We start from the raw sequence: 25,142 nt of genomic DNA, 5'->3' as shown, positions 1-25,142 counted from the left end.
GGCACACCGCAGAGAGCGTTATTTCAGGGAGCTCACCAGCGCCTTGCGGCTGTCTTCAAGGGAGACGACCCGGCTACAAACGTCTTTGCCAAATTTCTGGAAATCCGCTTCCTGGTTTTTCCACTCTTCCTGAATCGCCGTTTGCAGGCCGCCGAGGCTGCCGAGGATCCCCTGCAGCGGATTGCCCCCGCCTTTCAGCACCGCCTTTGCGCCCATCTCGTTGATACTGTCCTGCAGAATGCCGCCCATCGCCTGATTAACCAGCTGCTGGCCGTCGGCGCGCACCTGATCGATCGCTTTGTAATGGAAAGTCAGGCCGTCGCTGCGACGTTCAATAATGCGGTTCATCTGGGTTTTCAGCTGCGCGTCAAGTTTGGTCAGACGATCATGCATACTGCTGCTGGCGCCAACCTGCTCGGTAATGATTTTATCCAGCGCCTGACGCCCTTTTTCGACTCGCGAACGCGCGCCGTCATCAATCCACGGCAGGCTGCTGCGCAGGCCGGCCTGATAGTCCTGGGCCTGCTCACGCTGGGCCGCAGACAGAGAATACTGTTTTCCGTTATAGGTCAGATTGCCGTCCGGTTTAATCACCAGATCGCCGTTCTCCCCGGTTACCTGCACCTGATGCGGGCTGAGGATCACGTCGTCACGCGGCGTGACGCTACATTGGTAGTCCGCGTGCGCGGACAGAGCGGTAACGGAAAGCGCCACCGCCAGCAGCGTTTTGCGCATCATAAAACTCCCTTAAGACAAAACGGGTCGGCAATTGCCGACCCTTGTCAAACTTAGTCCCACCAGACGTCAAAAAGTTCGCTGGTGCGCACATCGGCAAGCCCGCGATCTTCCAGCCACTTACGCACGATAGCCTGATGCTCCTCGGTACATTTACCGATTTCCTGCAGGCAGATTAGCCCTTCCCAGGAGAGGTAACCGCTGCCGTCAAACGCCAGTTTGTTCGGCTCGATCACTTCCTCAATCAGGTCATTCACGGTGCGATCGATATGCTCTTCAGTGCTCCCTTCCGGAAAACGCCATGCGACGGAAAAACCGATTTCCTGAAACTCGTCGATATGCATTTTTTTACGCAGACGACGGCTACGATTCTTTGCCATTATTTCACCCTCTCGAACATTAAGTCCCATACGCCGTGGCCAAGACGATGGCCACGCTGTTCAAATTTGGTTACCGGACGCGATTCCGGGCGCGGTACATAATCGTTGCTTTCTGACAGGTTACGATACCCTTCCAGCGATGACATCACTTCCAGCATATGCTCAGCATACGGCTCCCAGTCGGTCGCCATGTGGAAGACGCCGCCCAGTTTAAGCTTGCTTTTCACCAGCTCAGCAAAAGGCGCCTGCACGATACGGCGTTTATTATGACGCGCTTTATGCCACGGGTCAGGGAAAAACAGCTGCACCATGTTGAGAGAATTATCCGGAATCATGGTGTGGAGCACCTCGACCGCATCGTGACACATCACGCGCAGGTTGTGTACACCCTCTTCTTCGGCGGAGGCCAGGCAGGCACCGACGCCCGGTGAGTGAACTTCGATACCGAGGAAATTCTGCTCAGGCTTCGCTTGCGCCATCGCCACCAGCGAAGCGCCCATGCCGAATCCGATCTCCAGCGTAGTCGGCGCGTTGCGACCAAACAGCGCGGCGAAGTCGAGCGGCGCATCGTTGAACTCAACGCCCATCACCGGCCAAATGTTATCCAGCGCATGCTGCTGCCCTTTGGTCAGGCGGCCCTGGCGGCGGACGAAGCTACGAATACGGCGCAGCGGGCGGCCGTTTTCATCGAATTCCGGAGATATGACGTCGTTTTTCATAAAAGTTAGGTCTGCTTGTGAGAGTGTTCGGAAAACGGGCATTATCCAAAGTTACCCGACGGATGCAAGGGTTTACAGCCTGTCGCCCTTATGCTGCAATCTGCCACCCTGATATCGCGATTCCGGAGCTGTAGCTTTGACTTTTCTCGCCGCGCAATTTTCAGCCCAGGTGCTGGACTGGTACGACAAATACGGGCGTAAAACCCTGCCATGGCAAATGGGTAAAACGCCTTACAAAGTATGGCTCTCCGAGGTGATGTTGCAACAAACGCAGGTCGCTACGGTGATTCCCTATTTCGAACGCTTTATGGCCCGCTTCCCGACGGTAACCGATCTGGCCGCGGCGCCGCTGGATGAAGTGCTGCATCTGTGGACCGGACTGGGCTATTACGCCCGCGCGCGCAATTTACATAAGGCGGCGCAGCAGGTGGCGAGCCTGCACGGCGGCGAATTCCCGCAAACCTTTGACGAAGTGGCGGCGCTGCCCGGCGTCGGGCGTTCCACGGCCGGCGCGATTTTATCCCTCTCCCTTGGCAAGCATTACCCCATTCTCGATGGCAACGTGAAGCGCGTGCTGGCCCGATGCTATGCGGTCAACGGCTGGCCGGGGAAAAAAGAGGTTGAGAAACGATTATGGCAGATCAGCGAAGAGGTCACGCCGGCAAAAGGGGTCGAGCGCTTTAACCAGGCGATGATGGATCTCGGGGCGATGGTCTGCACCCGCTCGAAACCCAAATGCGAGCTCTGTCCGTTAAGTAACGGCTGCGTCGCTTACGCAAACCATTCATGGGCACAATATCCTGGCAAAAAACCAAAGCAGACCATTCCGCAGCGAACGGGCTATTTCCTGCTGATGCAGCACGGCAATGAAGTGTTGCTTTCCCAGCGTCCGCCGGTCGGCTTATGGGGCGGATTATTCTGTTTTCCGCAGTTTGAAGAGGAGGCCGCACTGCGCGAATGGCTGGCTCAGCGCGGGATAAAGGATGATGATCTGACGCAGCTGACCGCGTTCCGCCACACTTTCAGCCATTTCCATCTGGATATTGTGCCGATGTGGCTTAGCATAGATTCATCTGGCGCATGCATGGATGAAGGCAGCACACTCTGGTATAACTTAGCGCAGCCGCCGTCGGTTGGACTGGCGGCTCCCGTGGAGCGCTTGTTGCAACAGTTGAAGGCCGGGGCTCTTGCATAGCTTTCTGGCGAATAAAGAGGATGACTAATGAGCAGAACGATTTTTTGTACTTTCCTGCAGCGTGAAGCGGATGGCCAGGATTTCCAGCTGTATCCGGGTGAGTTAGGCAAACGCATCTATAACGAGATTTCGAAAGAGGCGTGGGCTCAGTGGCAGCACAAGCAAACCATGTTAATCAACGAGCAAAAGCTCAACATGATGAACGTGGAGCATCGCAAGCTGCTGGAACAGGAGATGATCCAGTTCCTGTTTGAAGGGAAAGATGTGCACATTGAAGGCTACACGCCGCCTGAAAAAAAGTAAGAGTCCTCTGACTCTTAAGCACAACAAACACAACGCACACTCCCGGAATGATGAAAAAATATTTAGCGCTAGCGCTCATTGCGCCTTTGCTCGTTTCGTGTTCCAGCTCAAATAAAAAGGGCGATGGGTATAACGAAGCCTGGGTTAAGGACACCAACGGCTTCGATATTCTGATGGGTCAGTTCGCCCATAACATCGAAAATATTTGGGGTTATAACGAAGTTCTGCTCGCCGGGCCGAAAGACTACGTTAAGTACACCGATCAGTATCAGACCCGTAGCCACATCAACTTTGATGAGGGCACCATCACCGTCGAGACCATCGCCGGTACCGATCCGACCGGCCGTTTACGCCAGACCATCATTAAGACGCTGCTGATGGGCGACGATCCGGGGTCAATCGACCTCTATTCCGACGCCGATGATATCCAGATTTCGAAAGAGCCGTTCCTTTACGGACAGGTGGTGGATAACCACGGCGATCCGATTCGCTGGGAGTGGCGGGCCTCGCGCTATGCCGATTATCTGTTGCAAACGCGGCTGAAAAGCCGCAGCAACGGCCTGCGGATGATCTATAGCATTACCATTAATCTGGTGCCGAACCACCTCGACAAACGTGCGCATAAGTACATCGGCTACGTTCGCCAGTCGGCGCGGAAGTATGGCGTCGATGAGTCGCTGATTCTGGCGATTATGCAGACCGAATCCTCTTTTAACCCATACGCCGTGAGCCATGCTGATGCGCTGGGTCTGATGCAGGTTGTGCAGCACAGTGCCGGGAAAGATGTCTTCCGTGCACAGGGGAAATCGGGGCTGCCAAGCCGCAGCTATCTGTTCGATCCGGCGAATAACATTGATACCGGCACCGCCTATCTGGCGATGCTGAATAATGTGTATCTGTCAGGTATCGATAACCCGACCTCGCGCCGCTATGCCGTGATCACCGCGTATAACGGCGGCGCCGGCAGCGTATTGCGCGTCTTCTCCAGCGATAAGGTCCAGGCAGCCAATATTATCAACAGCATGACGCCGGGGGATGTCTATTCCACCCTCACCAACCGTCACCCGTCGGCGGAATCGCGCCGCTATCTTTATAAGGTGAATACGGCGCAGAAGTCCTACCGCCGGAAATAAGGTTATCTCCTCGCCCGCCCCTTTCCCGAGCAGAGAGGGTCGGGTTTTCCCGCTTCACCTCGCCTTTCCCATAGGAAAATGTTATTTGCATCACAATCTAATCTGCAAATTAATGGGGATTGCATTTTTTTGCGGAAGGTAACAAAACATCGCGGCGTTAACTGATAGAATTTCATCAAATTGAAACCCTGAATGTAATTATCACAACACATCCCCCGCTTACTCGTGAGGAAAATAACATGAACCTTAAGCTGCAGCTTAAAATATTGTCGTTTCTGCAGTTCTGCCTGTGGGGTAGTTGGCTGACTACACTTGGCTCCTATATGTTTGTGACGCTCAAGTTCGACGGTGCGTCTATCGGCGCCGTTTACAGCTCGCTCGGCATTGCGGCAGTTCTGATGCCAACGCTGCTGGGTATCGTGGCGGATAAATGGATCAGCGCGAAGTGGGTTTACGCGCTGTGCCATCTGGTGGGGGCAGGTACGCTGTTTATGGCGGCCCAGGTCACCACGCCTGGAGAGATGTTCTTTGTGATTCTGCTTAACTCGCTGGCCTATATGCCAACGTTGGGCTTAATCAACACGATTTCCTACTACCGTCTGAAATCCGCCGGTCTGGATATTGTGACCGATTTCCCACCGATTCGTATCTGGGGCACCATCGGCTTTATCATGGCGATGTGGGGCGTCAGCTTCGCGGGCTTCGAGCTGAGCCACATGCAGCTTTACATCGGTGCGGCGCTCTCCGTTGTCCTCGCGCTGTTCACCCTGACGCTGCCGCACGTTCCGGTCTCCAATCAGCAGAAAAACCAGAGCTGGAGCAGCATGCTTGGCCTCGATGCCTTTGCCCTGTTCAAAAACAAGCGGATGGCGATTTTCTTTATTTTCTCCATGCTGTTAGGCGCAGAGCTGCAAATCACCAACATGTTCGGGAATACCTTCCTGCACAGCTTCGATAATAACCCGCTGTTCTCCGGGAGCTTTATCGTTGAGCACGCATCGGTGATGATGTCGATTTCCCAGATCTCCGAAACCCTGTTCATTCTGACTATTCCGTTCTTCCTGAGCCGCTATGGCATCAAGAACGTGATGATTATCAGTATTTTCGCCTGGATGCTGCGCTTCGGTCTCTTCGCCTATGGCGATCCGACCCCGTTCGGCACCGTGCTGCTGGTTCTGTCGATGATTGTTTACGGCTGCGCCTTCGACTTCTTCAACATCTCCGGCTCGGTGTTTGTTGAGAAAGAGGTGAGACCTGAAATCCGCGCCAGCGCCCAGGGGATGTTCCTGATGATGACCAACGGCTTCGGCTGTATCCTCGGCGGCGTAGTGAGCGGGAAAGTGGTGGAGATGTATACCACCAACGGCATCACCGACTGGCAGCCTGTCTGGCTGATCTTTGCTGCCTACTCGCTGGTTCTGGCCATCGCCTTCATCGCGCTGTTTAAATACAAACACGTGCGTGTACCGGCCGGCGCGCAGACCACCCCCGCGCATTAACCGATTGTTCCCTCCCCTCTCTTCGGGGGGAGGGAAATTAACCGCACTTCGCTAAAACCCACGCCACCGACAGTAAATCCGCGCTCCCTCCCGGGCTTAAATGACGCTTTATCAGCGCCCGGTCCATCTCCAGTAAACGCCGGCGATCCCAGCCGTTTGCCAGCAGCGTTCGCGCATAGCTCTGCACATATCGCAGCCCATGAATACCGCCGCGCGACACCAGATTACTGTCCGGATTCACCGCCATCAGGCGCAGGAGCAAATCATGCAGCTGGCGGCCGTTCCACTGGGGCAAGACGCGACGTACCGTCGCAAAACCACTTTCCGCCTCACCGCGGGCGCCGGTTAAACCCAGCTGCCGGAACTGACGTTCGCCTGCGGTTGCTACCGCGCTGCGGCCAGCCAGCTCGCGCGCCACCAGCCCCCGGCACAGAATTCCCACTTCGCGACAGAGGTTTGACGCGGTCACCTCCCGCACCCTTCCGGCGGCAAAACAGAGTAGCCCGAGAGCAAATATCCCCCCTTTATGAGTATTCACGCCACCGGTTGCGGCATACATTGCCTGCTCGCAGGCAATGCCCATCGGGCGTAGCAGGCGCAACTGCTCGTCTGCCGGTTGGTCTGCGTAGTCACTCCCCAGCGCGGTAAAGCGGGAGAGCCACGGCGCAATCGCGGTAATACTGCGAACAAACAGAGCGTGGTCCATATCGTGATGAGCCCCGTTGTTGAGTCGGTCCACCAGTCCCGGCTTAGGGGTCAGCTCCAGCTCCTGCCACAGGGCCTCTTCCGCCAGACGAGGGACCTCAATGGCGCAAAATTTAGTCGCGGGCAAACCAGTCATTGATAATCTTCTCCACACTTCCCACCACCTGCCCGACCGGATGCTTGCGCGAGCGAGAGCAGACATGCGCCGGCTCATCACACACCAGGCAGCGGCGCATGTGCAGGCCAAGCGACAGGCGGCCAACGTGGCCATCCTGCGGGCAGATCACATCCAGGTCCCACAGCCTGCCGAGCGGATGGCTCTGCTCCAACGCCACGCAGTGGGCCTTGATCTCCGGCGCATTGTGCGCCACGGACCACATCGCCTCAGGCCCCGTCGGGAACCACAGTATCTGGCGATCTCGCACCGGCCAGCGGTTCTCCCACAGCAGCTGGTCGCACATCTGTAGCGCCACGCCCATCGTATTGCGGTAGCGGAGACTATTTTTTACCGTTCCCGGTGTCACCAGGGTCAGCGAAATAATCGGCTGTTGATAACGTTTTAGCCAGTCAGCCTGGCGCGCCGCGCGGCATTCTTTCGCCGCCAGCCACGCCTCAAGGCTGACACCCGCCGCCACGGGTGTCGCAGTGTTCATGTTGCTACTCCTTAACCTGGCGCACGGTATCAATCACCCGCCCGTCGCGGTAGCGAATGACGCCGACGATTTTGTCGGTGAATTCAATGGGTTTGGGGATCCCGCTGAGCGAGATAGCCCGCGCATACAGCGCGTCGATATCGACGATGTTCATCCCGGCGGCAATCAGGCGCGCGCGGATCTCCGGTCGCGCCGGATTCACCGCAATCCCGTGATCGGTGACCAGCACATCGATGCTTTCTCCCGGCGTCAGTCGCGTCGTCACCCGCTTGACTACCGTGGGAATGCGGCTGCGCAGCAGCGGGGCGACGACAATAGTCAGGTTTGCCGCTGCCGCCACATCACAGTGACCGCCGGACGCCCCGCGCATCACGCCATCGGAACCGGTAATCACGTTAACGTTAAAATCGACGTCGATTTCCAGCGCGCTGAGAATAGCCACGTCCAGCTGGTCGCAGCTCGCCGCCTTGCTGCCCGGGTTGGCATAAACGTTGGTGGAGATCTCCACGTGATTGGGATTGCGCGCCAGCGAAGCAGCCGCCTGACCGTCAAAGCACTGGGTATCGAGCAGCTTTTCAATCAGCCCCTTCTCATGCAGATCCACCAGACTGCCGGTAATCCCACCCAGCGCAAAGCGGGCTTTCACGCCGCTGCGCTCCATCTTCTCTTCCATAAAGCGGGTGCAGGCGGTAGCCGCCGCCCCGGAGCCGGTCTGCATCGAAAAACCGGCTCTGAAGTAACCGGAGTGCTCAATCACATCTGCCGCATAGCGGGCGATCATCAGTTCACGCGGGTTACTGGTGACGCGCGCCGCACCGACGCTGATCTTCGCCGGGTCGCCCACGCTATCAACCTGCACGATGTAATCCACCTGATCCTGCATCAGGCTCGCCGGCATATTGGGGAATGGCACCAGTTCTTCAGTCAGCAGCACCACCCGCCGGGCAAAGTGCGCATCGACCATCGCATAGCCGAGCGAACCGCAGCAGGAGCGCCCGTGGGTCCCGTTGGCATTGCCGAACTCATCGCTGCACGGCACACCGAGAAACGCGACGTCAATGTTCAGTTCGCCATCCTGTAGTAATTTCACCCGCCCGCCGTGGGAATGGATTTGCACCGGCTCATCCATCACTCCGTGGGAGATAGCCTCCGCCAGTTTCCCGCGCATCCCTGAGGTATAAATGCGGCGAATCACCCCGCTCTGGATATGTTCGATAAGGGCATCGTTGCAGGTCATCAGTGAGCTGGAAGCCAACGTCAGGCCTTTAAAACCCATTTGCGCAAGCTTCGCCACTACGCTGTTAATCACCCGATCGCCTTCACGGAAGGCATGGTGAAAGGAGATAGTCATTCCGTCCTGCAGGCCGCTGCGCGCCACCGCCTCTTCGAGGGATGCACACAGCTTACGACGATGCTTTTCCTCCACGTCGGCCAGCCAGGGCGTAGCGCTGAGGGCAGAATCAAACGGTTTTAAATCCCGCAGATGAGGGAAGGTCGCATGGAGAAGTTCTGTCTGGTTCATTGTTTTATCCTTAACGGCGCACGCCGGAGGCGGCCGCGCGTTCCAGCACTCTCTGTGCGTGGTTAATAATCGGGGCATCGACCATTTTGCCGTTGAGCGAGACCACGCCCAGGCCATTGCGTTCCCCCTCCTGCGCGGCTTCAATCACTAACTGCGCGTGTTCGACCTCCTGCCGGGTTGGCGCATACGCATTGTGCAGCAGGTCAATCTGACGCGGGTTAATCAACGATTTGCCGTTAAAGCCCATTTTGCGGATCAACTCGACTTCGCGCAGGAATCCGGCTTCGTCGTTCACATCTGACCACACCACGTCGAAGGCATCGATACCGGCTGCCCGGGCGGCATGCAGTACCGCGCAGCGGGCGTAGAACAGTTCGGTACCGTCGCTGCGCTCGGTCTGCATATCCATCACATAATCAAAGGCCGCCAGCGCAATCCCAATCAGCCGCGGGGAACGGCGGGCAATGGCCACGGCGTTAATGACGCCAACGGCCGACTCAATCGCCGCCATGATGCGGGTGGACCCCACTTCACGCCCGCAGTCGCGCTCGATACGCACCAGGTGGCTTTCCAGTTCGTCGATATCTTCCGGAGTATCGGTTTTCGGCAATCGGATCACGTCCACGCCAGCCCGCACGGCGGCTTCCAGATCCAGCAAGCCAAACGGCGTGCTCAGCGGGTTAATGCGCACCACGGTTTCGATATCCTGATACATGGGGTGCTGGAGCGCATGCCAGACCAGCAGCCGAGCGCTGTCTTTCTCACGCAGCGCCACCGCGTCCTCAAGATCGAACATGATCGAATCGGGACGGTAAATAAAGGCGGTAGAGAGCATGGCTGCGTTAGCGCCCGGCAGGAATAACATGCTACGACGGAGCCTGTTCATCACAGTGTCCTCCAGTCGATATGCGGTTCATCGACGGCGCGCAGCACCGCGCTTTGCAATCGCGCACGAATGACGCAATCCAGCGCGCCTTTGTCTTCGATGATAATCAATCCCTGCCGCACCGCCATCGCGCGCAGCGTTTCCTCAACCACCTGACGAATCTGCTCGCCAAACTGCTTCATCACTTCACTGTGGATGATAATCTCCAGCTCGCCGTCGGCGGGGGCGATTTTCACCATCAGGTCGCTGGACTCCTGCGTACCGGCCAGCGCCTCCCTTACAATTTTCATGTTCGTTTCCTGATAGTTAAGCGACTTCCGCGCTGTAGTGCGCTTCGAGATGCGCGAAAGTGGATTCCGGGACAATGTCCCGAATACGAGAATACTGTTCTGTCTTAAGTAAACGACGGACTTCCGAGGCCGAAATGGCGCTGCCCCCGGCCTTGATTCGGGCCACCTCCTCAACGTGGATGTGGCCAGCCAGCAGTTCATGCAGCGTCTGGTTGTACTGACGGGTGATATCACAAAACGGCTCGGAGCCGATAAAACGATGGGTAATGCCGAGAGACGGCGCGATGTAGTCGCGAAAGATCAGCACGTCGATTTCGCTCCACGCCTGCTGCACTTTTCCGCTCTCTTTCAGGAAGTAGGCCGGAAAAGTGGCGCGCGAGATGATGTACTGCGAGCCCTCGTGCACGGAGACATTCGACAGATGTGCCACTCCGGCCCGTACCATCTCCAGACGCGCGGTGAACGGAAAGAAAGAGGCGTCTTCACATACCACAAACAGATGCAGCCAGTCGCAGCGTGCCGCCGCGTGTTCCACCAGATGGCGGTGGCCAAGCGTGAACGGATTAGCGTTCATGACAATCGCGCCGATATCCTGGCCGGGCCGGTGCTCCTGGCGCAGCGAACGGCAGTAGCGCGTAATGCCCTGCGGCGTGTTTTCCATCAATACCGCGTTATTGCCACTGCGGGCGACAGGCCAGAAGCCGCTGCGGGCAAAGCGCTCCTCGTTGCAGGGCCGGGTGCAAAGGAAGAGATGAAAATGGCCGCGCGCGAGGGCGACGTTTTCCACTTCCGCCAGCAGCCGCGCGCTAAGGTTCACACCGCGCAGCTGCTCATCGACCGCCACGCATTTGATAACGTTGGCGGCCAGCCCCGCGCAGCCCACCAGCTGCCTTCCGGACCAGGCCTCAACAAACAGCGTGATATCGTTGTCCATCCCCAGACCGCTGTCCGTCAGCAGGTAACGAATCTGGCTCAGACGTTCCGGGTGTTGGGCCACTTCCGTGAAGCGAAAGTCGATAGCGGGTTGCGAGTCCATCATCACGCCCTACTCAGTGTGCCGTCGTCAGCGTGCTGGCTGGCGCTTCCATGATCACATTGCTGAGATGGCCAATATGCTCAATCTCAACCTCAATGCGATCGCCCTCCTGCATAAACAGCGGCGGGTTACGCTTTTTCCCCACCCCGCCCGGCGATCCGGTGATGATCACATCGCCCGGGCTTAAGCGGGTGAAGGTGCTGATGTACTCGATAAGCTCCGCCACCTTGTGGATCATGCTGCTGGTGTTGTCGTCCTGAACCATCCGGCCGTTCAGCCAGGTGCGGATCGTCAGCTGATGCGGATCCGGGATCTCATCCGCGGTCGCCATCCACGGGCCGAATGCGCCGGTCTGCCGCCAGTTTTTCCCCGCGGTAAACCAGCTGTGCTGCCAGTCGCGCGCGGAGCCATCCATGTAGCAGCTGTAGCCGGCAACGTGGCGCAGCGCCTCCTCGCGACGGATGTTTTCGCCGCCTTTGCCGATAATCACCGCCAGTTCGCCTTCGTAGTCAAATTCGCTGGAATGGCGCGGTTTCAGCACCGGCGCGTTGTGCGCCGTCTGCGAATCCGGGAAACGAACAAACAGCGTCGGCGCCGGATTGTGCTGGTCGAACTCTTTGCGCTTTTCGGCATAGTTCATGCCGACGCAGAGGATTTTTTCCGGCTGCTCAATCACCGGCAGGAAGGTGACGGCGCTCATCGGCACATCGACCGCATCGTTGAGATAGCGGCCGGCTTCCGCCAGCCCGTTGCCCTGCAGCAGCGCCTTGAGGTCACCGTAGCGATCGCCGAGGCGACGACCTAAATCGATCATCCCTTCCGCCTTGACGATGCCAAAGCTACGGGAACCCTGATAGATAAAGCTTGCGAGTTTCATGATGTTTTCCTGAAAACTTAAACGAGGAAGTTGCCGAGAACCAACAGCGAGATGGAGACGTTGATCGCCCCGCCGATGCGGGTGGCAATCTGGGCGAATGGCATCAGGCTCATACGGTTGCCGGCGGTCAGAATCGCCACATCGCCGGTGCCGCCCTGTCCGCTCTGGCAGCAGGAGACGATGGCGACATCAATCGGATGCATGCCAATCTTTTTGCCGACGAAGAAACCGGTCGCCACCAGCGCAGAGACGGTGCTGATAATCACCAGCAGGTTGCTGATGGTGAAAGCGGCGACCAGTTCGTGCCATGGGGTGATCGCTACGCCAACGGCAAACAGGATGGGATAGGTCACAGAGGTCTGGAAGAATTTGTAGACCACCTGAGAACCTTCAAGTATGCGCGGGGAGACGCCGTTAAACAGCTTCACCAGCACCGCCATAAACAGCATGCCAACCGGTGCAGGCAGACCAATCAGCTTGTGGCCCAGCATCCCCAGCATATACAGCAGTACCGCCAGCAGCGCGCCGGAAGCGATGGTGGTGACGTCGACTTTGCCGGAGAAGGCAGGCTGTGAGGCCGTTTCGTCGGTATTCGCGCGGTTTGGCATCAGCTGGCCTTCACCGGTCAGGTGCGGATAGCGTTTGCCGAGTTGGTTCAGACAGCCGGAGATGATAATGGCGGTAAGGCCGCCCAGCATCACCATCGGCAGGACGCGTCCCAGCGCCACGCCCTGATCCATATGTAGCAACGTCGCATAGCCGATCGACAGTGGGATCGCCCCTTCACCCACGCCGCCCGCCATGATCGGCAGAATGATAAAGAAGAAGATCTGGAATGGTTCGAGGCCGAGCGCCAGCCCCACCCCCATGCCGACGATCATGCCGACGATTTCCCCGCACAGCATCGGGAAGAAGATGCGCAGGAAGCCCTGGATCAGCACGGTGCGGTTCATGCTCATGATGCTGCCGACAATAATGCAGCAGATATAGAGATAGAGGATGTTGGTGGATTTGTAGAATTTGGTGGTGGACTCCACCACCACGTCCGGCAGCAGGCCGTAATAAACCAGCGCGGAGGGGATGAAGGTGGCGCAAATCGCCGCCGCGCCGAGCTTGCCGACAATCGGCAGACGCTTGCCGAATTCACCGCAGGCAAAACCAAAAAATGCCAGCGTGGCAACCATCACCACGATATCGCTCGGTAACTTCCCCCCCAGACAATCGATGGCGATCAGCAGCCCGGCAAGAACAAACAGCGGTAAAGGAATAATCCCCACTTTCCAGCTATCCATAATATGCCACCAGCGCTCTTTGAGCGAAGGTTTATGAATATCAATTGGGTCCTGGGTAACAGAGAAAGAATCGTCAGTTGTGCTCATGATTAAGCCCCTTGGTTATTTTGTGCAGGCAGCTTAATGTGCCCGAAGCAGACTTAATGTGAGGCTCAGCATATTAAAACTGAAACTTTAATGGACGCTATGGTTTTAATGGTTTCTTTTATTTAATGTGATTCACAGTTTATTTATTAGCGTGGTTTTTATGGTTTATTTTCTAAAACGAACAAACAAATAACATTTATTAACCTAAATTTAAGATCTGTGGCGACAGCAATATTTTTCTCATGCAGAGCGCTTGTGCAAAGGATCACAAGTTTCCGGCAAAGCAGATGTCAGCCGGAAAAAAGATGATATATTAGCCACTTCCCTTGATACCCAGCGTGATAGCGATGAAAGTTTCATTTCAAATAAAGCTGTTCATTTCACTGACGGCCTTTTTCTCAGTGCTCTTCGTGCTGTTAGGAGGCTATTATTATATTGATGTCGAAAAACAGCTGTATATGGAAATGAGCACGCGGGCAAAAATACAAGCAGAAGAGATCGCCATCATCCCTGTATTACGTGAAAATGTCGCCCGCAAGGATATTAGCGCAATCACTAATTTTATGCATAAAATAGCGGCGCGCAGTGACGCCAGTTTTATTGTCGTCGGCGATAATCAGGGCCGTCATTTGTTTCATTCGGCCTTCGCCGACCGGGTCGGCACTCTGCTCGTCGGCGGTGATAATGAGGAGGTGCTGAAGGGCAAAACCACCACCACCATTCGCCAGGGGGGTTTAGGGATTTCGCTACGCAGCAAAGCACCGATCTTCAGCGATGACGGTCAGGTGGTGGGGATTGTCTCCGTGGGCTACCTCACCAGCTACCTCGACACCATTACCGTCAGTAAAGCCGTCAATATTCTGCTCGCTGCCGTTTTGCTGCTCGTTGCCCTGTTCGTGTTCTCGTGGTTTTTTACCCGCAGCATTAAGAAGCAGATTTTCTCGCTGGAGCCGCGTGAAATCGGCCTGCTGGTGCGCCAGCAAAAAGCGATGATGGAGTCGATCTACGAAGGGGTGATCGCTATCGACGACCATCTGCGGATCGAGGTGATCAACCAGGCTGCGCGGAAGCTGCTGGGCCTGAACCAGCCCGCCAGACAGCTGCGCGGACAGCCGATCGGCCAGGTGATCGCCCCCGTCCCTTTCTTCTCACCGCAAACGATGCTGCAACGGGACACGCATGATGAGATCTGTCGGTTCAACGATCTGACGGTGATCGCCAGCCGCGTACGGATCATGCTGGAGGATTCGCTGCAGGGCTGGGTGATAACCTTCCGCGATCGCAATGAGATAGACACCCTCAGCGCTCAGCTCAGCCAGGTGAAACGCTACGTCGACAATCTGCGCATCATGCGCCATGAGCAGCTCAACCGCATGACCACGCTCTCCGGCCTGCTGCATATGGGGCGTTATGAGGAAGCCATTGGCTATATTCAGGCCCAGTCAGAACACGCCCAGGAGCTGCTGGACTTTATCTCGTCGCGCTTTCATTCGCCAACGCTGTGCGGTCTGCTGTTAGGCAAGGCCTCCCGCGCCCGCGAAAAAGGGGTGCAACTCAGCTTCGATCCGGCCTGCCGGATGGCGAGCCCCTTCGCTCCGCTTGCCGAAGCAGAGCTGATTTCGATTATCGGCAACCTGCTGGATAACGCCATTGAAGCGACGCAGCGCGCGCCGTTGCCGCACGAGCCGGTAGAGGTGCTGATTAAGCTCAACGCCCGTGAGCTGATTATTGAAGTCGCCGACCGCGGCGTCGGCATTACACCGGCCTTGCGCGAGAGGATATTTGAGCGCGGCATCACCACCAAAACCTGCGGCGACCACGGTATCGGACTGTACCTGATCGACAGCTATGTCAGCCAGGCTGGCGGAACGATCGAGGTCGCCGACAATATGCCCCGCGGCGCGATTTTTTCACTGTTTATTCCCGCCACGGGAAGCGCCTGGCGCCCGGAACAGGAACTGGAAGAGACCGACTATGCAACATGAACTTATCGATGTACTGATCGTGGAAGACGAGCACGCGTTGGCGCAGCTGCATGCGGAGCTGATTGGCAAACATCCGGGCCTGCGGCTGGTGGGCATTGCGTCATCCCTGGCCGACGCGCAGACGCAAATTGAGAGTAAGCGGCCGCAGCTGGTGCTGCTGGATAATTACCTGCCGGACGGGAAAGGCATTACGCTTATCGGTAATGCGCTGCTGGCACGTACCCCCTGTTCGGTCATTTTTATCACCGCCGCCAGCGATATGGATACCTGTAGCCTGGCGATCCGCAACGGCGCGTTCGACTACATCCTCAAGCCGGTATCGTGGAAGCGTCTTAACCAGTCACTTGAGCGCTTTATGCAGTTCGCTGAACAGCAGCGGGTGTGGAAGATCGTCGATCAGCAAAACGTGGATTCCCTGTATCAACTGCAGGCGAAAAACTACCGTCAGGATAACGGCAGCAAAGGCATAGAGGGGAATACGCTGGCGCGGGTACAAAATCTCTTTAGCCACCATACGCTGCGCTGCTTTTCGGTGGACGAAGTCGCGAGCGCGACGGGGCTGAGTAAAACCACCGCCCGCCGCTATCTGGAACACTGCGTGGAGAGCGGTTTTCTCAGCGTGGAGATGCAATACGGTAAGATTGGCCATCCGCGCAGAATGTACCGACATAGCGCGGGCTGAGCCACCGCATCCCCTCTCCCGACACACTGCGGGAGAGGGGTCGCTATTAAGAAAGGCGCATAGCCGCCTGGTTCAGCACATAGCCGTACAGCCGCTTGATGCCGTCAGAATCCGTTTCGCTATATACCCCCTGCAGCTCGGGTGAAAAACCGGGCAGCATGTTGACGCCCTCTTCCAGCGCCAGGAAATAGCGCAGTACCGCCCCGCCCCAGACTTCTCCCGGTACCACGCACAGCACGCCCGGCGGATACGGCAGCGCCCCTTCCGCGGCGACCCGGCCTTCAGCCTCGCTTAACCGCACCAGCTCAACGTTGCCGCGAATAAACTCGCGGTTTGCATCCTGGGGGTTCATCACCACGCGCGGGAAGCTCTGCTTGCGGAACATCTCTTTTTGCAGATCCTTCACGTCAAAGCTGACATACAGATCATGCATCTCCTGGCACAGCTCGCGGAGGGTATAATCGCGATAGCGAACCGGATATTTGTTATAGATAGTCGGCAGTACATCGGCCAGCGGCGTGTCGGCTTCGATATGCTGTTCAAACTGCTCCAGCATCGCCACCAGGCGGGCCATTTTTTCCGCACTCTCGGCCGGCGTAAGCAGGAACAGGATCGAATTCAGGTCGCACTTCTCCGGCACAATGCCGTTCTCACGCAGGTAGTGCGCCAGAATGGTCGCCGGAATACCGAACCCGGTATATTCGCCGCTTTCGGCGTCAATGCCCGGGGTAGTCAGCAATAGCTTACAGGGATCGACAAAGTACTGCTCGCTGGCATAACCCGCGAAACCGTGCCAGCTGGCGCCCGGTTCAAAGCTGAAGAAACGCCGCTCGCGGGCAATCGTCTCGGTAGGATAATCCTGCCATGGGCGACCCGCCACAGCCGGCGGAATAAACGGCTGTATCATTTTGCAGCGGGCGATAATCGCCTTGCGCGCTTCAATGCCCTGCACCACGCACTCTGCCCACAGCCGGCGACCGCTCTCTCCTTCATGGATTTTGGCGTTCACATCCAGCGCCGCAAACAGCGGGTAAAACGGACTGGTGGAGGCATGTAGCATAAAGGCGTTATTCAGCCGCTTATGCGGGCAGAATCGCGCCTGGCCGCGCAGGTGATTATCTTTTTTGTGGATCTGCGACGTTTGCGAGAACCCCGCCTGCTGCTTATGCACCGATTGGGTTACAAAAATGCCCGGATCGTTTTCATTCAATTCCAGCAGCAGCGGTGAGCAGTCGGCCATCATCGGAATAAACTGTTCATAGCCTACCCACGCGGAATCAAACAGAATGTAGTCGCACAGGCCGCCGATTTTATCCACCACCTGACGGGCGTTGTAGACCGTCCCGTCGTAGGTGCCCAGCTGAATGACCGCCAGACGGAACGGACGTGGCGCGTCGGCTTTTTCCGGCGCCACTTCCCGAATCAGATTACGCAGGTAGTGTTCATCAAAGCAGTGGTCATCGATGCCGCCGATAAAGCCAAACGGATTTCGCGACGCTTCGAGATAGACCGGCGTGGCCCCCGCCTGAATCAGCGCGCCGTGGTGGTTGGATTTATGGTTATTGCGGTCGAACAACACCAGGTCACCGCGCGTCAGCAGCGCGTTGCTGACCACTTTATTCGCCGCCGAGGTGCCGTTGAGGACAAAATAGGTTTTGTCGGCATTGAAAACCTTCGCCGCGAACTTCTGCGCATGCTTCGCCGAGCCTTCGTGGATCAGCAGATCCCCAAGCTTCACATCGGCATTGCACATATCGGCGCGAAAGACGTTTTCGCCAAAGAAGTCAAAAAACTGGCGGCCCGCCGGGTGTTTTTTAAAGAAAGCACCGTGCTGATGCCCCGGACAGGCAAAGGTGCTGTTGTCCATCTCGACGTACTGCGTCAGGGTATTGAAGAACGGCGGGAGCAGGTTCTCTTCATAACTGCAGGCAGCGGCTTCCAGTTCGAGCCACTCCTGCTCCTTCCCGCCGATGATCGCCGTCACGCCGTCTGGCTTTGCCATGTCGCTATCGGTCAGCAGATAGACCGGCAGGTTAAAGCCGCTGCGTTTAAGCAGAGAGAGGATGCCGCTGCGGCTGTCCGCTGCGGTAATGACGACTGCCGCCACATCGGTAAAATCAGTACTGTCCAGCGCCACCACGCGACGGTGGGTAGAGAGATGAGAGACCAGCGCGTGGCTGGCGGCAATGTGCATTGATTTCATTAGCGCGAATACCCGTTTCCGGAGAGTAAAAGGCTTCAGGCAAGGCGTTGATGCCTTGCCCAACGAAATGTCAGGGTCCGACTGGATTCCAGCTCCGACCGCCAGACATCAGTAAAAGCAGACCGGGTCCGATCTTACTGTTGTCCTGCAGTGAGCATGCGCTGCCTTCACCGCATGGGGTGCAGGGAATCAGAATGCAGAGTAGCAAGATGAGACGGCTTACGCATCTGCGCGCAGCGGCAATGATGATGTACGGATGGGGTGATCATCGGCGGCCTCATCGCTGAAGAGAAGAAAATTCGCGCAATAATGTCACCTTTGACATACCTGCGCAAGATGAAATCTGTATGCAAACAGGCGACGTATTTGCAGGTCTTTACCCTGCTTTCGGGTCATAATGATGCCGTTGTCAGGGATAATGAACAGGAGCACTGCTATGGTGACAGGACCTTTTATTAATGCCGGCGCGGTCCTTTTAGGCGGCGTACTGGGCGCGCTGTTAAGCCAACGATTGCCGGAGCGAATTCGGACATCGATGACCTCTATTTTCGGTCTGGCCTCATTGGGAATTGGTATTCTGCTGGTAGTGAAATGCGCCAACCTGCCGGTGATGGTGCTCTCCACGCTGGTCGGCACGCTGCTTGGCGAAGCCTGCAATATGGAAAAAGGCATCAATACTCTGGTCAGCAAGCTTCAGCAGTGGCTCACGCCAGCGGGCAAAAAAAAGGCGCAGTTGAATACGTCGTTTATTCAGAGCTATGTCGCCATTATTGTCCTGTTCTGCGCCAGCGGTACCGGGATTTTCGGCGCCATGCGCGAAGGGATGACCGGCGATGCCAGCATTCTGATCGCCAAAGCCTTTCTCGACTTTTTCACCGCCACGATTTTCGCCTGCACGCTGGGATTTGCCGTTTCAGCTATTTGCGTCCCGATGCTGCTCATCCAGCTCACGCTGGCGGCCTGCGCATCGCTGATCATGCCGCTCACCACGCCGATGATGATGGCCGACTTCAGCGCCGTCGGCGGCATGCTGCTGCTGGCGACCGGGCTGCGCATCTGCGGAATTAAGATGTTTGCGGTGGTTAACATGCTACCTGCCCTGCTCCTGGCGATGCCGATTTCAGCGGCCTGGACGCTTTTTTTCACCTGAAAACGGGTGCTTTTAATTCAAACTGGTGATAGATTGTGCAGTCTGCATCGATTTAAATAAATTTCGTTGACGAAGCGAGGCGAATCGGTTTTAATGCGCCCCGTTGCCCGGATAGCTCAGTCGGTAGAGCAGGGGATTGAAAATCCCCGTGTCCTTGGTTCGATTCCGAGTCCGGGCACCACTTATTTAAAGAAACCAGCCTGATGGCTGGTTTTTTGCTTTCTGCAGCACGGACTCTTCATCGAACTTCGTTCGATTATTCGCGGCGCGCCGCTCACCCCTTCGGGGCCAGCGCGACAAGCGCGCTGTTCAACGCCTGCGGCGTTAGTCCGAGTCCGGGCACCACTTATTTAAAGAAACCAGCCTGAGGGCTGGTTTTTTGCTTTCTGCAGCACGGACTCTTCATCGAACTTCGTTCGATTATTCGCGGCGCGCCGCTCACCCCTTCGGGGCCAGCGGGCCCTCGCTGTAAAATAGCGATGCTGAACGCTGGCCCGCCCCTTCCGAATCATTTGTGATGCGTAAATGAATGCCCTGCTCTCCTGATTAATGCAGTTTATACACGCCCGCCTGCCATGGGCTTAAGGCGATAGAGGTACTTCCCTGCGGCGTATCGTTATGCTGATTAGTCTCGATAACAACCTGCTCGATGGCATCACTGGACGGCAGGAGATAGCGAACAGGCTGCTCTTTAAAGTTCACTACGACCAGATAGCGCTCCCTGCCCAGGATTCGCGTACAGGCATAGACAGTATTATCCTGGGCATTGAGATCCTGATAGGCGCCATACACCAGCGCCGGAATTTTATGACGCAGCTGAATCATTTTTTTATAGTCATTCAGCACCGAATCTCCCTGGGCCGACTCGCGCTCGGCATTGATTTGCACATAGTTTGGATTGATGTGAAACCAGGGCTTGCCGCGAGTGAAACCAGCGTTCGGACCATCATTCCACTGGAAAGGGGTTCTGCTGTTATCGCAGCTGGTCAGGCGCACGTTATCGAGGAACAATGAAATCACGCACGTCAATCTGTATAAGGATTTACTGAAGCGTCGGGATATTGCCTTACCCGATAATCATTTTACCCATCTGTATGACTGGCAAGGGCTTGCGGGATATAACGCTTTCATGCCTGGCGGCGTGAACCGGCAGCACTACTACAAATCGCCTGGCGTGATGGCGATGACTGAATTACTCGATCCCCCCAGTATCAAAAACTGGTCGCCGGTTGCCTGCGTATTGGCATGACAGAACGCGATGTGCATTATTATGCTGAACACATCACGGTTGATATCGGGCACGCCGATGGATGGCTGAATAACGTTATCGTACCGACAGGTAAAAGACATCCGGCAGCGATGGAGGAAGTGTACTTCGGCGCCGCGCTGCGACTGCAAACCTGCAACGATTACTACGATCGCCTGCTGGAGACGTTACGCGCACTTGAAATACCCAACACGGTGCGATGATCAGAGCGTCCCGCCTTCGGAATAAATAAGAGCTTTCGCCGCACTCCAGGCCGTCATTCCCGGGGGGATCTCCCGGCACTCAGATGACTCAGCCTGCTGGGCGGCGATTGCGCCATCGATCAGCATGACCATCATCATCGCCACCCGTTCCGCCGGCTCCGGTTTTAATACGCTCACCAGAATGTCGCGAAAAAACTGGTAAAGGCGTGATTTAAACGTCGAGCAGGTCATCCGGATGGACTGGGAAGAAGTGCCATATTCGAAGAGTGCGCGGGTGAACATGCAGCCATGAAAATCCTCGCACTTAAACCAGTTGTTGTAGTATTCAAAGACGGCAAACAGCTTCTCCCGCGCCGAGGATTTATCCGCAATAATGTTCTGCAGATCCTGCATAAACTCGTATTCTTTCAGCTGTAAAATGGCGAGGATGAGCGCTTCTTTATCCGGATAGTAGCGGTAGAACGTCATTTTAGAGATGCCCGCATTTTCCGAAATTCGGTCGATGCTTGGCGACTGGTACCCTTCCCGGTTAAACAGGGACATGGAATGACGGATAATTTCCGCTTGTTTTGGCTTCATACGTCGTTTTCCTGTTAAAGGATGCAATATTAGCTTTATACTGAAAACCTTAAGCGATAAACATTCAATTGATACACTGCTTTGCACTGCGCAAAGACAGGAGGCGGCAAGTAACCACGCTGCCGCAGTCTCTGACCCCTGCCTCTCCCCGCGTTAATGAAGCATTCATCGACGAAAAACACGTTGCCGAATGCCTGCACCCGATGCAAAAAGAGCACAGGTACTCAGCCATCCCCCCGGCAGTCGCGCTTGCGCTGTGCGCCCGTTCCTGGACTGTTGTCACGGTACTGCTTTGCTCAACAACGAGATAAATTCTGACGTCTGTAACACGAGCCGCATCCCCCTACCGACAAGATGATGAGCAAAGAGGGCTTCCCGCAGGCAAAGGGAAGCGATGCGCCCTGATTTCGCACCTCACTCAACCAACCGTCAGCTCTATGACCTTAACTGCAAAGGTATGCCGTTCCGGGGGAAAATCCCCTGCTGTTTCATAGCCGGTATCAGAATTTCACTGTGCTCAATCTGCGCACAATTCACCGGAGAAAAACTGCGGCGTTAACAGCATAAAATATCGTCAATGGAAATATAATACCTCAACGCCAAACATAATTATAATGATTCTCTCTTTACCAGGCTAATTGTTCATCTTCAGCTGAATCAGCCCGACCCGTTTCGACACAAGATTGATCCTTCTCACGCTATTATTTTAACGGCCGTCAACGGTTTTGCTGACCCGTTCCTTCCGGCATTCCCCGGAGGGGAATAAATCAGACGAAAAGATGACGCTGTAATTGACCTATTCTAATGCAATAATTAGAATATTTTCGCACATCCATTTTCAGTGATTGTTGAGGGATAATACCGATGAATATAAAGGGGTTAAAACATAGAGCAGTAACAGAGGAAGACATTGCCATAATATGCAACTTTATCAAAAACCCCACAGAACTATTCTATTTCTTCCCAAAAGCAGAGTTCCCTCTTACCGTCTCTCAATTGCGAGAAGCGATTGCCCAGCGCCAGGACTCAACCGTTTTTGTTATTAATGAAGTCCCCGTAGGTTTTGCAAATATCTACCGCTGGGAACAGGGAGGATGCTGTTCTATAGGAAACGTAATTATTTCTCCTGGGTTCCGAGGACAGGGAGTATGCCGCTATCTCATAGCGACAATGTGTTCAATTGCTCGCGAGAAGTATCAGGCATCAGAGATTGCCGTCTCCTGTTTTAATCAAAATACAAGCGGGTTACTGGTTTACACGGCTCTTGGATTCACACCTTCCGCAATTGAAAAAAGAAAGGATAAATCAGGGAATAATGTGGCACTGATTCATCTCCACTTGACTGTATAAACTATTCGCCGCGCCAGCTCCCACCGAAGACAGGCATGCCGATGAATAGCTGAAAGCCCAGAATAAACCCAAAGCTACTGACTCTGCTTTATTTACAAAACACCCCCTCTAAAATCATATCACTGGCCCTTGAAATCCCCCCTCACCACTCTGAAACTAAAACAATAAACATTAAAAATAAAACCCCATCTAAAACAAAATCCTTATAGCAATAAAAATCATAACCAGGAAAGACACCTTCACCATTACAGAACCAGATTTATGTTTTCCGACAGCGGATTATTTGAACATCGGTAAAGGAAGTGATTTTCAGCCCTGCCATATGCGAAGCCATGACTAACGGAGAAGTCTATGGGCTGACAAGATTTTCTCGCCCATGTATGACTGATGCGGACCTGGCGTGATCGAATGACGTAACCCAACCTCAGAAGCAGAGAAAACATCGATGCGGCGATACCTCTGGTACCGGGCTCTGCCTACCCCCTGGCGAGCATGACCCTTTCCTGGCAATAACCTGTCTGGCCGCGATGGGGGGCGGGTACAAACGACAGGCCTTATCGCTAAAGCCCGGGACATCTGCCCGGGCCAGTTTTTGCTTACCTCAGCGCGCCTGATAACCGGCGACCGCCCCCTGCGCTACCAGCGGTAATAGATATGCTCCGCATGCTCACGGGCCGCCGCCTCATCGCCCTGCAGACGCGCCGCCACCGTCAAGGAAAAATCAAACACCTTCCCGAGCCCCCGACCGCTAATCAGATTGCCGTCCTCCACCACATCGGCGTCAACATATACGCCGTCGCTCACCTGCAGCCAGAGCTCGCCGGAACAGACATAGCGGCGGCCTTTCAGCAGACCGTTGCCCCCCAGCACGCGCGCCGCGGCGGAACAAATCGGGCACAGGTATTTACCCAGCTCATCGTGGCGGCGTACAAAGGCGATCACCTGCTCGCTTTGGGCCAGAAAGACGCTCCCTTCAGGCCCACCCGGCAGGACCACCGCGTCAAAAGTCTGCTCCATGCTTTCCGCCAGCGTACTGTCCGCCATCATCGGAATAGCGTGATAGCTAACCACCTCGCGCGTCTGCGCGCAGGCAATCGTCTGCACGTGGATCTTCAAGCGCCGTAAAACATCGATTGCGACAATCGCTTCCCCTTCTTCGAAGCCCGGGGCCAATAAAACCGCTACCGTTTTCATGTTCTCTCTCTCCATTTCGCCATTACCACCACGAGTACCAGGTCTGGCGCAGACGTATCAGTGCTTCAAGATAGAAGTAGTCACCCCAGCTGCAGCACTGATCCACCCCTTTTCCACTGCCCATGTGATAAACCGAGTGCTTGAGCAGCCCTTCGGTCGGGTCATCGTCGGTCGCCAGATAGTTATCGGTCAGCGACTGGACGATACGCAACGCCATCTCCTCGTAATGCGGGCGATGCTGATCGAGCGCCGGCAGCGCATTGACCAGCTCCAGCAGACCGCAGGCGGTAATCGCCGCCGCCGAGCTGTCGCGTACCGCGTCGGTACCGAGCAAGGCCAGATCCCAGTGGCACACATCATCTTCCGGCAGGCGGTTGAGGAAGTAGTGGGCCAGGCTGCGCGACAGCTCCACCATACTTTTATCACCGGTATAGCGATAGCTGAGCAGGAAGCCATAGATGCCCCATGCCTGGCCGCGGGACCAGCAGGAGGTGTCGCTATAGCCCTGATGGGTGTTGCCAAAACGCGGCTCGCCGCTGTTCACGTCAATGTAGTAGGTATGGTAGGTCGAGGCGTCTTCACGCACGATATAGCGCGCCGCCTGTTGCGCATGGGCCGTGGCCGCCTGCGCATAGCGCGGGTCCCCGGTCTGCTCGCTGGCCCAGTAGAGCAGCGGCAGATTCATATTGCAGTCGATGATCATCCGCCCCTGCTGTTCCGGGTCGTTCAGATCCCCCCAGGCCTGAATAATTCTGGCCGTCGGGTTGAAGCGCTCCATCAGCGTTTCCGCGGCCAGCAGCGCGCTCTGACGGGCGGCCTCATTGCCGGTGAGTCGCCATGCGCTGACGCAGGAGAGAGTATAGAGAAACCCCAGATCGTGGGTCGCCGTATCGATACGCTCCTCGATGCGCCGGGCAAAAGAGGGCAGATAGCGCTCTGCCGCCTCGCGATAGGCGGGATTACCGCTCATTTCCCACGCCAGCCACAGCTGGCCCGGCCAGAAGCTGGTCGTCCACTCGACGTTTTCAGAACGCGGCCAGATGCCGTTTTCACAGGCCTCGCCCGGGAATTTATCGCCAAAAGCGACAATGTTTTTATCGAGCTTGCGGGTCACGCGGGCCAGCGCATCATCGAGCTTCTGGCGCAGCGCCAGCCGGTCGACCTGATACAGCTCGACGGGGCGGAGGGCTTCGGTAATCACCTTTTTGGACATAACA

General features: G+C 56.0%; 24 protein-coding genes, 1 tRNA gene and 1 pseudogene. 10 read left to right on the top strand and 16 right to left on the bottom strand.

Annotation, left to right across the window (positions count from 1 at the left end):
• Positions 1–18 precede the first annotated feature (18 nt).
• From GRPL_RS17470 to trmB, 3 genes are read right to left on the bottom strand one after another with little or no spacing between them, the layout of a single operon-like run.
• Positions 19–738 (bottom strand): YggN family protein, encoded by a 720-nt coding sequence (locus tag GRPL_RS17470; RefSeq protein ID WP_032690755.1) that lies wholly within the window; start codon positions 736–738, stop codon positions 19–21.
• Positions 739–788: 50 nt separating this feature from the next.
• The gene (locus GRPL_RS17475) at positions 789–1,115 is read right to left on the bottom strand and encodes a YggL family protein (RefSeq protein WP_032690754.1); all 327 of its coding nucleotides are present in this window, start codon (positions 1,113–1,115) and stop codon (positions 789–791) included.
• The gene (gene trmB / locus GRPL_RS17480; RefSeq protein WP_032690753.1) at positions 1,115–1,834 is read right to left on the bottom strand and encodes a tRNA (guanosine(46)-N7)-methyltransferase TrmB; all 720 of its coding nucleotides are present in this window, start codon (positions 1,832–1,834) and stop codon (positions 1,115–1,117) included. Before trmB ends, GRPL_RS17475 begins: the two co-directional genes overlap by 1 nt.
• A 136-nt stretch (positions 1,835–1,970) precedes the next feature.
• Here trmB and mutY point away from each other — a divergent pair, with 136 nt between their 5' ends.
• From mutY to GRPL_RS17500, 4 genes are all read left to right on the top strand, one after another.
• Entirely contained in the window at positions 1,971–3,029 is a 1,059-nt protein-coding gene (mutY, locus tag GRPL_RS17485; protein WP_032698798.1) for an A/G-specific adenine glycosylase, read from the top strand.
• 27 nt (positions 3,030–3,056) lie between these two features.
• A complete protein-coding gene (locus GRPL_RS17490) occupies positions 3,057–3,332 on the top strand; it encodes an oxidative damage protection protein (protein ID WP_004867532.1) in 276 nt (91 codons plus the stop codon).
• Positions 3,333–3,382: 50 nt separating this feature from the next.
• A complete protein-coding gene (gene mltC, locus GRPL_RS17495; protein WP_015585742.1) occupies positions 3,383–4,465 on the top strand; it encodes a membrane-bound lytic murein transglycosylase MltC in 1,083 nt (360 codons plus the stop codon).
• 239 nt (positions 4,466–4,704) lie between these two features.
• Entirely contained in the window at positions 4,705–5,964 is a 1,260-nt protein-coding gene (locus GRPL_RS17500; protein WP_032690751.1) for a nucleoside permease, read from the top strand.
• A gap of 37 nt (positions 5,965–6,001) precedes the next feature.
• Here the strand turns inward: GRPL_RS17500 and citG are convergent, their stop codons facing one another.
• Genes citG through GRPL_RS17540 form a run of 8 tightly spaced genes read right to left on the bottom strand, consistent with a single transcriptional unit; the run spans position 6,002 to position 13,312 of the window.
• On the bottom strand, positions 6,002–6,805 hold the full coding sequence (citG, locus tag GRPL_RS17505; RefSeq protein ID WP_032698797.1) for a triphosphoribosyl-dephospho-CoA synthase CitG: 804 nt from the start codon (positions 6,803–6,805) through the stop codon (positions 6,002–6,004).
• Entirely contained in the window at positions 6,783–7,322 is a 540-nt protein-coding gene (citX, locus tag GRPL_RS17510) for a citrate lyase holo-[acyl-carrier protein] synthase (RefSeq protein ID WP_032698795.1), read from the bottom strand. Before citX ends, citG begins: the two co-directional genes overlap by 23 nt.
• A gap of 4 nt (positions 7,323–7,326) precedes the next feature.
• Positions 7,327–8,844, bottom strand: a complete 1,518-nt coding sequence (gene citF, locus GRPL_RS17515; RefSeq protein WP_032698794.1) for a citrate lyase subunit alpha — start codon at positions 8,842–8,844, stop codon at positions 7,327–7,329.
• Positions 8,845–8,854: 10 nt separating this feature from the next.
• Entirely contained in the window at positions 8,855–9,730 is an 876-nt protein-coding gene (gene citE, locus GRPL_RS17520; RefSeq protein WP_004867558.1) for a citrate (pro-3S)-lyase subunit beta, read from the bottom strand.
• Complete coding sequence (gene citD, locus GRPL_RS17525) at positions 9,730–10,020, bottom strand: citrate lyase acyl carrier protein (protein WP_032690747.1); 291 nt, start codon at positions 10,018–10,020, stop codon at positions 9,730–9,732. Before citD ends, citE begins: the two co-directional genes overlap by 1 nt.
• Positions 10,021–10,036: 16 nt before the next feature.
• Positions 10,037–11,056 (bottom strand): [citrate (pro-3S)-lyase] ligase, encoded by a 1,020-nt coding sequence (citC, locus tag GRPL_RS17530; RefSeq protein WP_032698876.1) that lies wholly within the window; start codon positions 11,054–11,056, stop codon positions 10,037–10,039.
• Positions 11,057–11,069: 13 nt separating this feature from the next.
• The gene (locus tag GRPL_RS17535; protein WP_032690745.1) at positions 11,070–11,933 is read right to left on the bottom strand and encodes a fumarylacetoacetate hydrolase family protein; all 864 of its coding nucleotides are present in this window, start codon (positions 11,931–11,933) and stop codon (positions 11,070–11,072) included.
• 17 nt (positions 11,934–11,950) lie between these two features.
• Positions 11,951–13,312, bottom strand: a complete 1,362-nt coding sequence (locus GRPL_RS17540) for a 2-hydroxycarboxylate transporter family protein (protein ID WP_032698793.1) — start codon at positions 13,310–13,312, stop codon at positions 11,951–11,953.
• Between the two features lie 347 nt (positions 13,313–13,659).
• Here GRPL_RS17540 and GRPL_RS17545 point away from each other — a divergent pair, with 347 nt between their 5' ends.
• On the top strand, positions 13,660–15,297 hold the full coding sequence (locus tag GRPL_RS17545; RefSeq protein ID WP_032698792.1) for an ATP-binding protein: 1,638 nt from the start codon (positions 13,660–13,662) through the stop codon (positions 15,295–15,297).
• The gene (locus GRPL_RS17550) at positions 15,287–15,979 is read left to right on the top strand and encodes a response regulator (RefSeq protein WP_032690742.1); all 693 of its coding nucleotides are present in this window, start codon (positions 15,287–15,289) and stop codon (positions 15,977–15,979) included. Before GRPL_RS17545 ends, GRPL_RS17550 begins: the two co-directional genes overlap by 11 nt.
• Before the next feature lie 46 nt (positions 15,980–16,025).
• Here GRPL_RS17550 and GRPL_RS17555 read toward each other — a convergent pair whose 3' ends face one another.
• Entirely contained in the window at positions 16,026–18,182 is a 2,157-nt protein-coding gene (locus GRPL_RS17555; RefSeq protein WP_032690740.1) for an ornithine decarboxylase, read from the bottom strand.
• 436 nt (positions 18,183–18,618) lie between these two features.
• Between GRPL_RS17555 and GRPL_RS17560 the strand changes: the two genes are divergently transcribed.
• Together GRPL_RS17560 and GRPL_RS17565 are read left to right on the top strand one after the other, a co-directional pair.
• On the top strand, positions 18,619–19,332 hold the full coding sequence (locus tag GRPL_RS17560; RefSeq protein ID WP_032690739.1) for a DUF554 domain-containing protein: 714 nt from the start codon (positions 18,619–18,621) through the stop codon (positions 19,330–19,332).
• 105 nt (positions 19,333–19,437) lie between these two features.
• Positions 19,438–19,513, top strand: a tRNA-Phe gene (locus GRPL_RS17565).
• A 365-nt stretch (positions 19,514–19,878) separates the two neighbouring features.
• Here GRPL_RS17565 and GRPL_RS26675 read toward each other — a convergent pair.
• Positions 19,879–20,328: an alpha-amylase family glycosyl hydrolase gene (locus tag GRPL_RS26675; protein WP_434799911.1), complete on the bottom strand. Its 450-nt coding sequence runs from the start codon at positions 20,326–20,328 to the stop codon at positions 19,879–19,881.
• Between the two features lie 10 nt (positions 20,329–20,338).
• Between GRPL_RS26675 and GRPL_RS0125575 the strand changes: the two are divergent.
• A pseudogene (locus tag GRPL_RS0125575) lies at positions 20,339–20,802 on the top strand (iron-containing redox enzyme family protein); the annotation flags it as partial.
• On the opposite strand, the gene GRPL_RS17575 reads toward GRPL_RS0125575, so the two are convergent.
• Positions 20,803–21,381 (bottom strand): TetR/AcrR family transcriptional regulator, encoded by a 579-nt coding sequence (locus GRPL_RS17575; RefSeq protein WP_032698791.1) that lies wholly within the window; start codon positions 21,379–21,381, stop codon positions 20,803–20,805.
• Between the two features lie 864 nt (positions 21,382–22,245).
• Here GRPL_RS17575 and GRPL_RS17580 point away from each other — a divergent pair.
• The gene (locus tag GRPL_RS17580; protein WP_032698790.1) at positions 22,246–22,731 is read left to right on the top strand and encodes a GNAT family N-acetyltransferase; all 486 of its coding nucleotides are present in this window, start codon (positions 22,246–22,248) and stop codon (positions 22,729–22,731) included.
• A gap of 636 nt (positions 22,732–23,367) precedes the next feature.
• Here GRPL_RS17580 and GRPL_RS17585 read toward each other — a convergent pair.
• Together GRPL_RS17585 and GRPL_RS17590 are read right to left on the bottom strand one after the other, a co-directional pair.
• Entirely contained in the window at positions 23,368–23,925 is a 558-nt protein-coding gene (locus tag GRPL_RS17585) for a DJ-1/PfpI family protein (RefSeq protein WP_032698788.1), read from the bottom strand.
• A gap of 22 nt (positions 23,926–23,947) precedes the next feature.
• Positions 23,948–25,138 carry a glycoside hydrolase family 88 protein gene (locus GRPL_RS17590; protein WP_032697580.1) on the bottom strand — a complete coding sequence of 397 codons (1,191 nt, stop codon included), beginning with the start codon at positions 25,136–25,138 and terminating at the stop codon, positions 23,948–23,950.
• Positions 25,139–25,142 lie beyond the last annotated feature (4 nt).

Origin of the sequence: Klebsiella planticola ATCC 33531 (assembly GCF_000735435.1) — a bacterium.
In the GTDB taxonomy this organism is placed as follows: domain Bacteria; phylum Pseudomonadota; class Gammaproteobacteria; order Enterobacterales; family Enterobacteriaceae; genus Klebsiella; species Klebsiella planticola.
The sequence above is the reverse complement of the archived record's forward strand: the minus strand, read 5'-3'. Positions and strand labels throughout refer to the sequence as shown.

Excerpts from the sequence above, each read along its gene's own strand:
- GRPL_RS17535 (WP_032690745.1), bottom strand. The coding sequence starts at position 11,933 with ATGAAACTCGCAAGCTTTATCTATCAGGGTTCCCGTAGCTTTGGCATC.
- GRPL_RS17490 (WP_004867532.1), top strand. The coding sequence starts at position 3,057 with ATGAGCAGAACGATTTTTTGTACTTTCCTGCAGCGTGAAGCGGATGGC.
- citD (WP_032690747.1), bottom strand. The coding sequence starts at position 10,020 with ATGAAAATTGTAAGGGAGGCGCTGGCCGGTACGCAGGAGTCCAGCGAC.
- GRPL_RS17545 (WP_032698792.1), top strand. The coding sequence starts at position 13,660 with ATGAAAGTTTCATTTCAAATAAAGCTGTTCATTTCACTGACGGCCTTT.
- mltC (WP_015585742.1), top strand. The coding sequence starts at position 3,383 with ATGAAAAAATATTTAGCGCTAGCGCTCATTGCGCCTTTGCTCGTTTCG.
- GRPL_RS17550 (WP_032690742.1), top strand. The coding sequence starts at position 15,287 with ATGCAACATGAACTTATCGATGTACTGATCGTGGAAGACGAGCACGCG.
- GRPL_RS17585 (WP_032698788.1), bottom strand. The coding sequence starts at position 23,925 with ATGAAAACGGTAGCGGTTTTATTGGCCCCGGGCTTCGAAGAAGGGGAA.
- GRPL_RS17560 (WP_032690739.1), top strand. The coding sequence starts at position 18,619 with ATGGTGACAGGACCTTTTATTAATGCCGGCGCGGTCCTTTTAGGCGGC.
- trmB (WP_032690753.1), bottom strand. The coding sequence starts at position 1,834 with ATGAAAAACGACGTCATATCTCCGGAATTCGATGAAAACGGCCGCCCG.
- GRPL_RS17555 (WP_032690740.1), bottom strand. The coding sequence starts at position 18,182 with ATGAAATCAATGCACATTGCCGCCAGCCACGCGCTGGTCTCTCATCTC.
- citF (WP_032698794.1), bottom strand. The coding sequence starts at position 8,844 with ATGAACCAGACAGAACTTCTCCATGCGACCTTCCCTCATCTGCGGGAT.
- citE (WP_004867558.1), bottom strand. The coding sequence starts at position 9,730 with ATGAACAGGCTCCGTCGTAGCATGTTATTCCTGCCGGGCGCTAACGCA.
- GRPL_RS17590 (WP_032697580.1), bottom strand. The coding sequence starts at position 25,138 with ATGTCCAAAAAGGTGATTACCGAAGCCCTCCGCCCCGTCGAGCTGTAT.
- GRPL_RS17540 (WP_032698793.1), bottom strand. The coding sequence starts at position 13,312 with ATGAGCACAACTGACGATTCTTTCTCTGTTACCCAGGACCCAATTGAT.
- GRPL_RS17475 (WP_032690754.1), bottom strand. The coding sequence starts at position 1,115 with ATGGCAAAGAATCGTAGCCGTCGTCTGCGTAAAAAAATGCATATCGAC.
- GRPL_RS17500 (WP_032690751.1), top strand. The coding sequence starts at position 4,705 with ATGAACCTTAAGCTGCAGCTTAAAATATTGTCGTTTCTGCAGTTCTGC.
- citX (WP_032698795.1), bottom strand. The coding sequence starts at position 7,322 with ATGAACACTGCGACACCCGTGGCGGCGGGTGTCAGCCTTGAGGCGTGG.
- GRPL_RS17470 (WP_032690755.1), bottom strand. The coding sequence starts at position 738 with ATGATGCGCAAAACGCTGCTGGCGGTGGCGCTTTCCGTTACCGCTCTG.
- GRPL_RS17580 (WP_032698790.1), top strand. The coding sequence starts at position 22,246 with ATGAATATAAAGGGGTTAAAACATAGAGCAGTAACAGAGGAAGACATT.
- GRPL_RS17575 (WP_032698791.1), bottom strand. The coding sequence starts at position 21,381 with ATGAAGCCAAAACAAGCGGAAATTATCCGTCATTCCATGTCCCTGTTT.
- citC (WP_032698876.1), bottom strand. The coding sequence starts at position 11,056 with ATGGACTCGCAACCCGCTATCGACTTTCGCTTCACGGAAGTGGCCCAA.
- citG (WP_032698797.1), bottom strand. The coding sequence starts at position 6,805 with ATGACTGGTTTGCCCGCGACTAAATTTTGCGCCATTGAGGTCCCTCGT.